This is a genomic window from Paenibacillus lautus NBRC 15380, assembly GCF_004000945.1.
Classification (GTDB): Bacteria; Bacillota; Bacilli; order Paenibacillales; family Paenibacillaceae; genus Paenibacillus_AQ; species Paenibacillus_AQ lautus.
Window position 1 is genome coordinate 57364 of sequence record NZ_BIMF01000021.1, and the last position, 13851, is coordinate 71214.

Genomic DNA, 13851 nt, shown 5'->3' on the forward strand with positions numbered 1-13851 from the left:
CAGGCTTACCAATGCCTGCGAGGGATAACCCCTTTGCTTTGTATGAGTTAGATTTTCAATACGCCGCCTGAGCTGGCGTTCGTAACAAGCTTCGAGTAGCGAGCGAGATAACCGGTCTTCACCTTCGGTTCGAAGTCAACCCATTTGCTTCGGCGTACAGCCATTTCCTCATCGGAAACGTCCAGTAATTGAATGGTCCGGTTATTCAGGTCCAGCTCGATGATATCTCCGTCTTCAACGAAAGCGATAGGTCCGCCTTCTGCCGCTTCCGGCGAGATATGTCCGATGCTGATGCCACGGGAAGCACCGGAGAAGCGTCCGTCTGTGATCAGACCGACTTTGGCTCCAAGCCCCATACCTGCGATCTGGGAGGTCGGCGCCAGCATTTCCGGCATGCCCGGTCCGCCCTTAGGCCCTTCATAACGAATGACAACCACGTGACCTTCTTTGACCTTCCCGTTGGCAATACCGCTAAGCGCTTCATCCTGCGAGTTAAAGCAGATGGCAGGCCCTTTATGGTATCCGCCAACCGATGGATCAACGGCACCGACTTTGATGATCGAACCTTCAGGAGCCAGATTGCCGTACAGTACTGCGAGTCCGCCGCGCTCGGAATACGGGGAATCGATCGGATGGATGACGTTCTGATCCTGGATTTCACAGCCCGCTACGTTCTCGGCCAGCGTCTTGCCTGTTACGGTGATGCAATCCCCGTGCAGTGCGCCCGGCTTCTTGAGAAGCTCATGCAGAACCGCGCTCACACCGCCTGCTAAGTGTACGTCTTCAATAAAGTAATCCGAAGCTGGAGCCAGCTTGGAGATGTGAGGAACGCGGTCAGCAACTTCATTGATCCGCTCCAGCGGGTATTCGAGACCGGCTTCTTGAGCGAGAGCCAGCGTATGAAGCACCGTGTTGGTGGAGCCGCCCATCGCCATATCCAGCGCAAACGCGTTGTCGATCGCTTCAACGGTTACGATATCACGCGGCTTGAGGTCCATTTTTACGAGCTCCATCAATTGTTTAGCGGATTGTTTGACGAATTCTTTGCGCTCTTCGGCGATGGCAAGAATGGTACCATTGCCCGGGAGAGCCAGACCGAGCGCCTCGGCGAGACAGTTCATGGAGTTGGCGGTAAACATGCCGGAGCAGGATCCGCAGGTTGGACAACCGAATTGTTCCAATTCCAGGAGCTCATCATCATTGATTTTGCCGACCTGGTGAGCGCCCACGCCTTCAAATACGGAGGTCAGGGACAATTTACGGCCTTTGCTGTCCACGCCGGCTTTCATCGGTCCGCCGCTGACAAACACCGTCGGAATATTAACGCGCAGGGCACCCATCAGCATGCCGGGCGTAATTTTGTCACAGTTCGGGATACATACCATACCGTCGAACCAGTGAGCGGATACGACGGTTTCCAGGGAGTCCGCTATGATCTCGCGGCTTGGCAGCGAGTAGCGCATGCCGATATGTCCCATGGCAATTCCGTCATCCACGCCGATGGTGTTGAATTCGAACGGAACGCCGCCGGCTTCACGGATCGCTTCCTTCACGATTTTACCGAATTCCTGTAGATGCACATGACCCGGAACGATGTCGATGTAAGAGTTACATACGGCGATAAACGGTTTGCCGAAATCCTCTTCCTTAACGCCTGCTGCACGCAGAAGGCTGCGGTGCGGCGCGCGGTCAAAGCCTTTTTTGATCATGTCTGAACGCATTTTTTTGGTTGTCATGATGTCGATTTCCCCCCAGATCTATTATAAAATTGTTACGCTTTAGCGCGGTCTTCCGGCAAAGCAGCCGGGTACCTGTAAACAGCGAATAGGTTTTAAATGAGTCTATCACAAAAAGGCAGGTTTTTCTACATGATATTAATAGGAAGCGATGGAAAGAAGCCTATTGCGATGGCATGTAAAGAGCCTGCTCTCCTAGGGCGGGAACAGGCTTCTTATTGAGTGATGATGCTATTTCTTGCCGCCTTTGCGGCCAATTTCCTGATAGAATTCACGATTATGATTCCGCGAGGTAGCTTCGCCGCCCTTTTGACCGATCTCCTGGTAAAACTCGCGGCTATGGTTCTTGGACGTCGCTTTGCCGCCTTTTTTGCCGATTTCCTGGTAGAATTCTCGGCTATGCTTTTTCGCGGTCGCTTCGCCGCCAAGACGTCCTGCTTCTTCGCGGGTCATCTTTCGATTGCTGCTGTTTGCCATCACAAATCACTCCTTTACCGTCGTATTTGCTATGCGTATATGTTACTTACCACGGCTTATTTGTCATGAATCAAAACATTCGACTAAAGATTGGTAAATTTCCATATCGGATCGAATTCAGAGTCCCAGCGTTAATTCCGTTTAAATCATAGTTTATTTCATGGTTTAATAAGAGTATGATCAAGAAAAGGATAGGGAGGTTTTTTACATTGCCGTTTGTTCAAGTGAAGGGACGAACCGTTCCCTGCAAAGGGATTTTGTTTGATAAAGACGGAACGCTGCTCCATTTCATGGCGCTGTGGGGAGGATGGGCCGATTATGTGCTCAAGTTCATGGAGGAACGGCTGGAATTAATGGGAGCCGGCTTCACGCTGCCGAAAGAACAGGTGCTGGGCACAAAACATGATGCGAGCGGGCGGGTGTCGGGTTACGATGTTCAGGGTCCGCTCGCCATGGGCACCGTGGAGGAGACAAACGGGCTGCTAGCCTGGCAGCTGTACGCTGCGGGAATGCCCTGGAACGAGGCAATTATGCAGGTCCATCAAATTACGAAAAATGCCATGTATGAAGTTCGTCAGCAGAAGCCGGCATTCCCGATGCCGGGGCTGGAAAATTTTCTGAAGAAGTGCAGCTTGGCTTCCGTGAAGATGGCCGTGGTTACTTCGGATGATACTTCAAATGCCGAGGAACAGTTGGAGTGGATGGGGCTTCGCTCTTCCTTTACGGCCATTTTGGGAAGAGATCAGGTTCGAAACGGCAAGCCGCACCCGGAAATGACGGAGACTGCATGCCGACTGCTTGGGATTATGCCCGAGGAAGCGGTGGTGATCGGTGACAGCAACGCGGATATGCAAATGGCGAAGCAAGCAGGCGCCGCTCTGGCTGTGGGTTTAATGACAGATGAAGGGGAACCTGTACATCTGACAGATGCCGATGTCGTCATATCCGATTATAATGAATTAGACGTGCACAGGTAGACGTGTTATTTTAAGGGCTGTACGGAGGTGTAAAAGAGTGGAGAACAGGGAAAAGATCGAGCAGTTGGCAACATGGATCGAAGCGAGCGACTACATTGTTTTTTTCGGGGGAGCCGGTACCTCCACGGAGAGCGGGATTCCTGACTTCCGTTCGGCAGCCGGACTATACCAGAGCGAGCACCAATCTCCGTATCCGCCGGAGGTCATGCTCAGCCACACCTTTTTCATGAAGCATCCGGAAGTGTTCTACGACTTTTATCGAAGCAAGATGCTTCACCCGCATGCACAGCCGAACGGCTGTCACCGGCTATTGTCGAGACTGGAACATGACGGTAAGCTGAAGGCGGTGATTACGCAAAATATCGACGGTTTGCATCAGACCGCAGGATGTTCCGAGGTGTTGGAGCTTCATGGCTCTGTGCATCGCAATTATTGCATGGATTGCTCCAGGCACTACAGCCTGCAGGATATTCTGGACATCAAGGAAACCGTCCCGCGCTGCAAGGATTGCGGAGGGCTGGTGAGGCCGGATGTTGTACTGTATGAAGAGGAATTGGACCAGAACATCATCATGCGCTCGGTTCAGGAAATATCGACGGCGGATTTATTGATTATTGGCGGGACTTCCCTGACGGTACACCCCGCTGCGAGTTTGATATCCTATTTTCATGGAAGCAAGGTAGCTTTGCTGAATGCAGATCCAACCCCTTACGATCACCGGGCAGGCCTCTTGATTGCGGATCGGATCGGTCAGGTCATGACGCAGGTGGATAAGCTGATCAGTACGTAACGGCGACAGCGGCGGCGTGCTGCTGCATCTATGTCTGTAATCGTTTTCTTGTCAAAGGACGTTCAAACACGTTAAGATGGAATTTAGCAATGGACCTATCACTTAGAGAGGCAGGGATTGCAAGTGACCTATGTGGCTAGCGAAGACCGCTATGAAGGAATGAAGTATAACCGCGTGGGGCGGTCCGGATTGAAACTTCCGGCGATCTCCCTTGGATTATGGCATAATTTCGGTGGTGTCGACTCGTATGAAAACGGGCGTAATATGATTACGCGCTCCTTCGATCTGGGCATTACCCACTTCGATCTGGCGAACAATTACGGACCGCCTGCAGGCTCTGCCGAAGAGACGTTCGGTAAAGTTCTCTCAAGAGATCTTAAGGCTTACCGTGATGAAATCGTCATTTCGTCCAAAGCGGGCTATTATATGTGGCCTGGACCCTACGGTGACTTCGGGTCGCGCAAATATCTGGTAGCAAGTCTCGATCAGAGCTTGAAACGAATGGGCCTGGACTACGTCGATATTTTCTATCATCATCGGATGGATCCGGAAACGCCGCTGGAGGAAACCATGGCAGCCCTGGATCATCTTGTTCGTTCAGGCAAGGCGCTTTATGTTGGAGTATCCAATTATTCGCCGGAGAAGACGCGGGAAGCGATATCGATTCTGAAAAGCCTGGGAACTCCGCTGCTTATCCATCAACCAAGCTATTCCATGCTGGATCGCTGGGTGGAGAACGGATTACTCGATTGTCTGGAAGAGAACGGGGTCGGAAGCATCGCATTCACTCCGCTTGCTCAAGGACTCCTCACCAACAAGTATTTGAACGGCGTGCCTGGCGATTCACGCGCCGCAAGCGCATCCGTATTCTTGAACGAAAGCAATATCACGCCCGAGGTGCTGCGCAAGATCAGAGCTTTGAACCAAATCGCCCAAGCGCGGAACCAGAGTCTCGCCCAATTTGCCCTCGCCTGGGTCCTCCGTGGCGGCAGGGTGACATCTGCCTTGATCGGGGCAAGCAAGGTGAGCCAGATTGAAGACAATGTGGCTGCCTTGAACAACCTGGAGTTCTCGAAGGAAGAACTGGATCGCATTGAAGCGATCCTGAAAACGGAAAACGCCTCTTCTGCAGAGGGGTAGATCATGTACCACTAATGATTGGATGCTGAACAGAACATCATAGATACCAACATACATGAATGGAGCGCCTCAGGATGATGACAGACCTGACAGGCGCTCCTTTTTCGTTTAGATCTATCGGGCATACGATATCGTTAAGTATGTGCGGATGATGAGAGGATATCCTTGCGGTACCGTGTCGGGGATCGGCCGACAAGACGCTTGAACTGACGCGAGAAATAGAGTGCATCGGTGAGTCCAACGGATGCGGAAACCTGCTCGATGGACAAATCGGGGCGTTCGCGCAGCAGCCGCTTGGATTGGTCGATTCTCAATTTAAGCAGATACGTAATCGGAGTCATGCCCGTTTCCTGCTTGAAGATGCGCGACAAGTATGCGCGGTTATAGCCTAGGCTAGCACACATTTGTTCAATCGAGACGGGATGAGCGTATTGAGAAGCCATGTAATTGATCATTTGCTTTACCGTGCGCTGAACCTGCGGTTCTGCCAATGTTAAACGGGACGGTCGGTCACTCCGATTCATGATCTCAGCCCAGATTAAATGCAGATAACCGATGGCGGCGACATGGGAGCTTTCTTCCCTGGATTGAAAATGGCTTTGAATAAGGGACACATAGCCGGGAATCGGGTTGTTCTCCATGAGATGGAGGACAGGCTTTTCGGGTGTGAGTCCCGAACGGGATACGCTTTCGCCGGCTTGCTCTCCATCAAAGGCAACCCACCGGTAACGCCAGGGCTGGCTCGCATCGGATACATAACTGACAATCTGACCGGGATGGATCAGGAAACAGTCGCCGGGGCCGAGCTGATACCTGTCGGTTTCGGTTCGAAATACACCATGTCCCGACTCGATGATATGCAATAAGTAATGATCGTATATTTTCGGCCCCAATGCATGCTCCGGCCGGGTCTGGCTCTCACCGGCGAATCGGACGTGGAGCGAACCGCTGCCTTGCTGTGCAGGATTGGAAGCAACAGAATAGGTTGGTTTCATCATTCATTTTCCTTTACAATAAGTTTGGGAAAAAGAGGAACTGCGGTGATATCTTTGATTTTATGAATTCATTGTACCTCCAGAAGTCACATAAATCCATATGTAAAGCACAAGATTTCATTATCGGTTAACGAGATTTCCATTATACTGAAGACAGTAAAACTACCATATGTACAGGATGGAGTGATGGCAGTGACGACACAACAGCTTATGGAAAGATTTATGGACAAGCACGGTGAGAACCAGCATAAGGTTCGAATATTTAACGCGCCCGGTCGTGTGAATCTAATAGGGGAGCATTTGGATTATAACGGAGGTTACGTGCTTCCGGCCGCCTTGGAGTTTGGTACCACCTTGATTATAAGGCCGCGCGACGATAACAAGGTGAGCTTTTCATCCACGAATATCCCCTATGAACTAACGATCAGCCTGGATGATGATTATGGCCACAAAAGCGATCAATGGACGGATTATCCGGTCGGCGTCATAACGGAGCTGAATAAAATCGGCTGCAACCTTAGCAGCGGTTATGACCTGCTCTACCATGGGGATATCCCGAATGGAGCAGGCCTCTCGTCCTCGGCGTCCATTGAAGTGGTCACAGCTTACGCCTTCTTGAAGATGGAAGGCAAGGAAACGGATACGGTGGAGATTGCGAAGCTTTCGCAGCGGGTGGAGAACCTGTTCGTTGGCGTCAACTCCGGCATTATGGATCAATTCGCCGTAGCCAACGGCAAGCAGGATCATGCCATTCTATTAATGTGCGATACGCTGGAGTATGAGCTGGTACCTTTCCGGACCGGAGCATATAAAATCGTGATTTCGAATACCAACAAACGGCGCGGACTCGTCGATTCCAAATACAATGAACGCCGCAGCGAGTGCGACCGCGCTTTGGAAATTTTGCAGAAGGAGCTGCCGGCATTATCGTATCTCGCTCAACTGAATCCGGATCAATTCGCAACCTTGCAGGACAGCATCCGGGATGAAACCGTCCGAAGACGTGCCCAGCATGTCGTTGAGGAAAACCAGCGTGTGCATGATTCCGTGAAGGCTTTGAAGAACGGTGATCTGGAAGCTTTCGGACAATATATGAATCAGTCCCACGACTCTTTGCGTTATCTGTACGAAGTAACGGGCGATGAGCTGGATGCGCTGGTGGAAGAAGCTCAGCGGATTCCAGGCACGCTGGGTTCCAGAATGACGGGAGCCGGCTTTGGAGGCTGTACGGTATCTCTCGTGCACGAGGATGCGGTGGAGCGTTTCATCGCGGAAGTGGGGCAGCAGTATGAAACCAGAATTGGACTGAAGCCGGATTTCTACGTATGCGGTGTAGGTCAAGGTGTGCATGAAGTGAAGGAGGGCGAATAATATGGCTATTTTAGTAACTGGTGGTGCGGGTTATATCGGTTCTCACACCGTAGCGGAGCTCTTGGAGCAGGGGGAAGAGGTTGTTGTGATCGACAGCCTGGAGACGGGGCATCGCCAAGCACTGCTGGGCGGAAAGCTGTATGTTGGCGATTTACGTGACAAGGCGCTGCTGAAGCAGCTGTTTTCGGAAAACGACATTGATGCCGTTATCCATTTTGCCGCGAATTCTCTGGTTGGCGAGAGCATGAAAGATCCGGTGAAATATTACGATAACAACGTATACGGCACGCTGTGCCTGCTGGAAGCCATGAATGAAGCGGGTGTGCGGAAGATCGTCTTCTCGTCAACGGCAGCAACCTACGGCGAGCCTGAGAAGGTGCCGATCGAGGAAACGGACCGGACGCAGCCAACGAACGTGTACGGGGAAACCAAGCTGATGATGGAACGGATGATGTCCTGGTTCGATACCGTGCTTGGCGTGAAGTATGTGTCCCTTCGTTACTTCAACGCAGCCGGATCGCATGCCAGCGGAAAAATCGGCGAGGATCACCGGCCGGAAAGCCATCTGATTCCGCTTGTCCTGCAAACGGCTTTGAAACAGCGCCCAAGCATCTCGGTGTTTGGCGATGATTATGCAACGCCTGATGGCACATGTGTCCGTGACTACATTCATGTCAGCGATCTTGCGAACGCGCATCTGCGCGCGGTTGAGTACCTCCGCCGCGGAGAGTCCAGCAATGTGTTTAACCTCGGCAACGGACTTGGGTTTTCGGTTAAGGAGGTTATCGAGACCTCGAAGCAGGTGACGGGTGCCGATATTCCGGTTGTCATGGAAGCTCGCCGTGCCGGTGACCCTGCGGTATTGGTGGCGTCATCGGACAAAGCGCGAACGGTTCTCGGATGGACACCATCCCGAACGACGCTTGAGGAGATTATCGAGAGCGCATGGAAATGGCACAGCAGCCGTCCGGACGGTTACGGTGACAATTAATCCAAGGGGGACGATGACCATGAATGCAGCAACATCAGGAACTCCCGAATCCAAGCAGGTTCTTCATGCGATTGAAATGCTGGTGCGTTTTGCACTTCATAAAGGCCTGATTCAGGTAGCCGATGCCGATTGCAGCCGCAATTTGCTGCTGGAGGATTTCGGATTCAGCGAACCGTACGACGACGAAGTGAACGACCCGATACCGGATGGGCCTCAGACTATGCTCGACATTATGATCGATTACGGCGCGGCACATGGTATGATCCCCGAGAATACCGATACGTACCGGGATTTGCTGGACGCCAAAATCATGGGCCGTCTCATGGCAAGACCTTCGGAAGTGACCGCTCGGTTCCGGACGGTTGAGCATGAGCAGGGGATCATCGAGGCTACCCGACAATTTTACAATTTGTGCATCGACTCCAACTATATTCGGATGGATCGTGTAGCCAAAAACGAATACTGGCGGCATGCCAGCGCATACGGCGATATTGAGATTACCATCAATCTATCCAAGCCGGAGAAGAGCCCGAAGGAAATCGCCATGGCCAAACTGCTGCCTCCGCCGATCTATCCGAAGTGCCAGCTCTGCCGGGAGAATGTGGGTTATGCAGGCAGGGTCAATCACCCGGCGCGGCAGAACCTGCGCATTATTCCGCTGGAGTTGAACGGTGAACCATGGTTCTTCCAATATTCGCCATATGTTTACTATAACGAGCACTGTATTGTATTCCATCACGACCATGTACCGATGAAGCTGACCAAAGCGACGCTTGCCCGTCTCTTGAGCTTCGTCCATGCCTACCCGCACTATTTTCTCGGCTCGAATGCGGATCTTCCGATTGTCGGGGGCTCGATACTCACGCACGATCATTTTCAAGGGGGACGACATACCTTCCCGATTCAGAAAGCGCCGAAGGTGGCCGGATTTGCGCATGGGGATTATCCGGGCGTATCCGTGGCCATCGTGAAGTGGCCGATGTCAGTCATTAGGCTATCCTCAAAGGACCGGGAATCCCTCCTTGAATGCGCGAACAGTATATACGAGGCATGGAAAATCTACAGTGATCCTTCAGCAGACATTGAAGCGTTCAGCGAAGTGGACGGAGAGCGGGTCCGCCATAATACGGTGACTCCGATTGCCCGCCGAAATGACGAGGGCATCTATGAGATGGACCTGGTTTTGCGGAACAATCGGACGAATGAGCAATATCCGGAAGGGATCTTCCACCCTCACCGGGAGATGTTCCACATCAAGAAAGAAAACATCGGCTTGATCGAAGTGATGGGACTGGCGATCCTGCCGGGCAGACTCAAGGAAGAGCTGGACCAAATCGCCGAGATTCTGGCGGGGGACGAGGCGCTGTATGCGGACAGCCAGGCGGCTGACCATCCGCTCGCCGTCCACGGCGACTGGATCGAGGAGCTGCGAGGACGGGGAATTACCGCATCCGATAAAGCCGGGGCCACCCAGCTGATACGCCGAGAGGTCGGCAGCAAATTCACGACCATTTTGGAGCATGCCGGGGTGTACAAACAGACGGCGGAAGGACAACAGGCATTTCAGCGATTCCTGAGCCATATGGGATACGTTCCTGACAGCAGATAGACATTCATTGATGGATATATGATGTATTGAAGTTAACGATAACTAGGATCATCATTCAAACAGCCGATCTTTCTGGAGAAGGACGGCTGTTTGTTTTGCATAATGGGAATGGTATAGAATGAAAAAGCATGCACGATAGAATATAGATGCAAACAAGATGCCATGGAGGTAATGTACATGAGACCTTTTGTCTTTCATAATCCGACTCAGTTGATTTTTGGCAAGGGCAAGCTGAGTGCTTTAAGTAGTGAAGTGGCCAAATACGGCCGGAACGTATTACTTGTATATGGTGGCGGCAGCATTAAGCGCAGCGGGCTGTACGACCAGGTTATCGCGTTACTGCAGGAAGCAAATGCGGTAGTAACGGAGCTTGCCGGTGTGGAACCGAACCCGCGCCTGTCGACGGTTCATAAGGGTGTGGCATTGTGCCGGGAGCATAACATTGATCTCATTCTGGCCGTTGGCGGCGGAAGCGTCCTTGACTGCTCCAAGGCCATTGCCGTTGGCGCCAAATATGACGGAGATATGTGGGATTTCGTAGAGCGCAAAGCCGTTCCGCAAGCGGGTCTGCCGCTTGGAACGGTTCTTACGATGGCTGCAACGGGATCGGAGATGAACGGCGGCTCCGTCATCACCAATGAAGTAACTCAAGAGAAGATGGGCTGGGGAAGTCCTCATGCGTACCCCGCATTTTCGATTCTGGACCCTGTACATACGTTCTCTCTTCCGCGGGATCAAACGGTGTACGGTATCGTAGATATCATGTCTCACGTGCTGGAGCACTATTTCCACCAAGACACCAACACGCCCGTGCAGGACGGATTCTGCGAAACGATACTTCGTACCGTTATCGATACAGCACCGAAGCTGGTTGAGGATCTGGAGAACTATGAGCACCGCGAGACGATCATGTACTGCGGAACGATGGCGCTCAACGGCATGATCAATATGGGGATGGCCGGCGACTGGGGAACCCATAACATCGAGCACGCGGTATCCGCCGTATACGATATTCCGCATGGCGGCGGACTGGCGATCCTGTTCCCGAATTGGATGAAATATAACCAGAGTGCGGATCCTCAGCGCTTCAAGTCACTTGCCGTGAACGTATTCGGGGTGGACCCGGCAGGAAAAAGCGATGAAGCCATCGGATTGGAAGGAATTGAAGCGCTTCGCAGCTTCTGGACTTCCATCGGTGCGCCTAGCACACTGGGAGCGTACGATATTGACGACAGCCAGATCGAGGCTATGGCCGATAAGGCGATGCGGTTTGGTCCTTTTGGCAACTTCCGCAAGCTGCAGCGTGAAGACGTCGTGGAGATTTATCGAATGTCGTTATAAGGGTTGTCCTGTCGTTATATGACAAGGAATAGAATCATTTCAAAGCCTGCCGGCTCATGCCGTGCAGGCTTTTTAATTGGGACGTGGAATATAGATATGAAGAGATTTTCATACGTTTGAGGGAATTAATTGAAACTTTAGCAAACATTTTGCCGTATTACTTGTTATACACAGTAAGGAATTCTAGAGGGGGCAATCAACATGGAAGCGTTATATTGGGGCTGTCTAATCGGAGGCGTGATATTTGCCATCGTAACCGTGGTGCTTGGCGACATACTTAGCTCGGCGCTTGACGGATTGTTGGACTTTTTGTCAGTGGATTTTTTCAATCCTGTTGTAATCGCTGGGGGAATCACCGTATTTGGCGGTACCGGCATCATGCTGACGAAATACACGGAATTAGCGGCAGGTGCCCATGTAACGCTGTCTGTCTTAGCGGCTATCGTCATTTCGATTCTCGTCTACTTCGGCTACGTTAAACCGATGGAGAACAGCGAGAACTCGACGGGCTTCTCCATAAAGGAGCTGGCGGGCATGATCGGCGTTGTCACCGTACCGCTTCCTGCAGAAGGATTCGGTGAAGTGATGGTCAAGATTGGCGCAGGCAACACAACGCACATCGCGTCTAGCTTTGATCGTCAAAATCTTGCTGCAGGTGTCCGCGTGGTGGTAGTCGACGTTGTTGAGGGTGTCCTTAGAGTGTCCGAACTGGAAGAACGAAAAGGAGAGGATTGATTCAATGCCAGAGTACTTAGTAATTCCGTCGATTGTTGTAGGGGTCATTGTCGTGTTAGGACTTGCGTTCTGGGCTCGTTACAAAACGGTGAGTCCGGATGAAGCGATGATCGTAACCGGTTCTTTTTTGGGAAGCAAAAATTTGTCGGAGGATGAATCCGGCCGCAAAATCAAAATCGTGCGCGGCGGCGGCGCTTTTATACTCCCCGTATTTCAGCGTTCCGAATTTGTATCGCTCTTATCTCATAAACTGGATGTCATGACACCTGAAGTGTACACGGAGCAAGGTGTTCCGGTTATGGCCGATGGGGTAGCCATCATTAAAGTGGGAAGCTCGATCGAAGACGTGGCAACGGCAGCCGAGCAATTCATGGGCAAGCCGATTGAAGCGCTGAAGGGCGAAGCCCAGGAAGTGCTGGAAGGCCATCTTCGTGCCATTCTCGGTTCCATGACGGTAGAGGAAGTATACCGTAACCGTGACAAGTTCGCGCAGGAGGTTCAGGGTGTGGCTGCAAGAGACCTGAAGAAAATGGGACTGCAGATCGTTTCCTTTACCATTAAGGACGTTCGCGACAAGCATGGATATCTGGAAGCGCTGGGTAAACCACGGATCGCTACGGTAAAGCGGGATGCGGAGATTGCCGAAGCCGAAGCGGTGCGTGACGCGCGGATTCAGAAAGCGCGTGCGGAAGAAGAAGGACAGAAGGCCGAGGTTATACGTGATACCAATATCGCGGAAGCCGAGAAGGAACGGGAGCTGAAGGTCGCTTCCTTTAAGAAGGAGCAAGATACGGCGAAGGCCGAAGCGGACCAAGCCTATCATATCCAGGAAGCCCGTGCCAGACAAACGGCGGTTGAGGAGCAGATGAAGGTTGAGCTCGTTCGTAAGGAACGCGAAATCGATCTGCAGGAAAAAGAAATCATGATTCGCGAGAAGCAGTACGACGCAGACGTGAAGAAAAAAGCCGAAGCGGATCGCTATGCCGTTGAGCAGGCGGCCGAAGCGGATAAGGCCCGCAAGATGCGGGAAGCGGATGCCTTGCAGTACTCCATCGAAACGCAGGCCAAAGCGTCTGCCGAACAGAAACGTCTGGATGGTCTGGCCGTTGCAGATGCCGAGCGTGCGAAAGGTACGGCCGAAGCTGAAGTTATTCGTCTGCGCGGTATTGCCGAAGCCGATGCCAAGGAGAAACTCGCCGAAGCGTTCCAGAAGTTCGGAGAAGCTGCGGTGCTCGACATCATCGTAAAAATGCTGCCTGAGCTTGCCGGTAAGATTGCTCAGCCAATCTCATCCATCGACAAGCTGACGGTTGTTGATACAGGTAAAGGCGAAGGAGCGGCTCGCGTGAGCAATTATGTGACCGAGCTGATGTCCACGGCGCCTGAAATGCTGAAGAGTGTGTCAGGGATTGATGTGGAAGAACTGATTAAGGGCCTGACGACAAAGAAAGCTGCTCCAGTCCAAAAGCCGGTAGCCGTTGAGCAGGAGCTTGTCCCGGTACCGGTGGCTGTAGAGACAAGTGCTGCGAAGGAAGAATAGAACGAACGGTTAAGTAGGATTGGAATAGTGGTCACAGGCAGCGGTACAGCGCTTTGGAGACTTTGGCAACCACATATGATTTTGCCGCGCTCTTATATTTCTGATAAGATATCCGAGTATACGCGTATGAATCAAAAAGAGGTGCAAAC

At 52.0% G+C, this 13851-nt stretch carries 11 protein-coding genes and 1 pseudogene; 9 read left to right on the plus strand and 3 right to left on the minus strand.

The window, feature by feature from the left end:
- Nucleotides 1–47: 47 nt before the first annotated feature.
- Both ilvD and PLA01S_RS26235 read right to left on the minus strand, forming a co-directional pair.
- Nucleotides 48–1736, minus strand: a complete 1689-nt coding sequence (gene ilvD / locus PLA01S_RS26230) for a dihydroxy-acid dehydratase (protein WP_127594707.1) — start codon at nt 1734–1736, stop codon at nt 48–50.
- 237 nt (nt 1737–1973) lie between these two features.
- Nucleotides 1974–2213, minus strand: a pseudogene (locus tag PLA01S_RS26235) (KGG domain-containing protein); the annotation flags it as partial.
- A 209-nt stretch (nt 2214–2422) separates the two neighbouring features.
- Here PLA01S_RS26235 and PLA01S_RS26240 point away from each other — a divergent pair.
- The 3 genes from PLA01S_RS26240 (at nt 2423) to mgrA (ending at nt 5120) form a co-directional block, all read left to right on the plus strand.
- Nucleotides 2423–3190, plus strand: a complete 768-nt coding sequence (locus tag PLA01S_RS26240; protein ID WP_127594708.1) for an HAD family hydrolase — start codon at nt 2423–2425, stop codon at nt 3188–3190.
- Nucleotides 3191–3227: 37 nt separating this feature from the next.
- Nucleotides 3228–3980 (plus strand): NAD-dependent protein deacylase, encoded by a 753-nt coding sequence (locus PLA01S_RS26245; protein ID WP_127594709.1) that lies wholly within the window; start codon nt 3228–3230, stop codon nt 3978–3980.
- 123 nt (nt 3981–4103) lie between these two features.
- Nucleotides 4104–5120, plus strand: a complete 1017-nt coding sequence (gene mgrA / locus PLA01S_RS26250; RefSeq protein WP_100539274.1) for an L-glyceraldehyde 3-phosphate reductase — start codon at nt 4104–4106, stop codon at nt 5118–5120.
- 134 nt (nt 5121–5254) lie between these two features.
- Here mgrA and PLA01S_RS26255 read toward each other — a convergent pair whose 3' ends face one another.
- Nucleotides 5255–6118, minus strand: a complete 864-nt coding sequence (locus PLA01S_RS26255) for an AraC family transcriptional regulator (protein ID WP_127594710.1) — start codon at nt 6116–6118, stop codon at nt 5255–5257.
- Between the two features lie 189 nt (nt 6119–6307).
- Here PLA01S_RS26255 and PLA01S_RS26260 point away from each other — a divergent pair, with 189 nt between their 5' ends.
- The 6 genes from PLA01S_RS26260 (at nt 6308) to floT (ending at nt 13702) form a co-directional block, all read left to right on the plus strand.
- Nucleotides 6308–7486, plus strand: a complete 1179-nt coding sequence (locus PLA01S_RS26260) for a galactokinase (RefSeq protein ID WP_127594749.1) — start codon at nt 6308–6310, stop codon at nt 7484–7486.
- Nucleotide 7487: 1 nt separating this feature from the next.
- Nucleotides 7488–8477, plus strand: coding sequence for a UDP-glucose 4-epimerase GalE (gene galE / locus PLA01S_RS26265; RefSeq protein WP_127594711.1), 990 nt, complete (start codon nt 7488–7490; stop codon nt 8475–8477).
- A gap of 19 nt (nt 8478–8496) precedes the next feature.
- A complete protein-coding gene (locus PLA01S_RS26270) occupies nt 8497–10086 on the plus strand; it encodes a UDP-glucose--hexose-1-phosphate uridylyltransferase (RefSeq protein WP_127594712.1) in 1590 nt (529 codons plus the stop codon).
- Nucleotides 10087–10263: 177 nt separating this feature from the next.
- On the plus strand, nt 10264–11427 hold the full coding sequence (locus PLA01S_RS26275; RefSeq protein WP_127594713.1) for an iron-containing alcohol dehydrogenase: 1164 nt from the start codon (nt 10264–10266) through the stop codon (nt 11425–11427).
- 201 nt (nt 11428–11628) lie between these two features.
- Nucleotides 11629–12162 carry an NfeD family membrane protein gene (locus tag PLA01S_RS26280; RefSeq protein WP_127594714.1) on the plus strand — a complete coding sequence of 178 codons (534 nt, stop codon included), beginning with the start codon at nt 11629–11631 and terminating at the stop codon, nt 12160–12162.
- 4 nt (nt 12163–12166) lie between these two features.
- Complete coding sequence (gene floT, locus PLA01S_RS26285; RefSeq protein ID WP_127594715.1) at nt 12167–13702, plus strand: flotillin lipid rafts scaffold protein FloT; 1536 nt, start codon at nt 12167–12169, stop codon at nt 13700–13702.
- The last annotated feature ends 149 nt before the right edge of the window (nt 13703–13851 follow it).

Bases quoted from the DNA above. Each gene is read 5' to 3' on its own strand.
- PLA01S_RS26255 (WP_127594710.1), bottom strand. From the start codon at position 6,118: ATGATGAAACCAACCTATTCTGTTGCTTCCAATCCTGCACAGCAAGGC.
- PLA01S_RS26280 (WP_127594714.1), top strand. From the start codon at position 11,629: ATGGAAGCGTTATATTGGGGCTGTCTAATCGGAGGCGTGATATTTGCC.
- floT (WP_127594715.1), top strand. From the start codon at position 12,167: ATGCCAGAGTACTTAGTAATTCCGTCGATTGTTGTAGGGGTCATTGTC.
- PLA01S_RS26275 (WP_127594713.1), top strand. From the start codon at position 10,264: ATGAGACCTTTTGTCTTTCATAATCCGACTCAGTTGATTTTTGGCAAG.
- PLA01S_RS26270 (WP_127594712.1), top strand. From the start codon at position 8,497: ATGAATGCAGCAACATCAGGAACTCCCGAATCCAAGCAGGTTCTTCAT.
- galE (WP_127594711.1), top strand. From the start codon at position 7,488: ATGGCTATTTTAGTAACTGGTGGTGCGGGTTATATCGGTTCTCACACC.
- ilvD (WP_127594707.1), bottom strand. From the start codon at position 1,736: ATGACAACCAAAAAAATGCGTTCAGACATGATCAAAAAAGGCTTTGAC.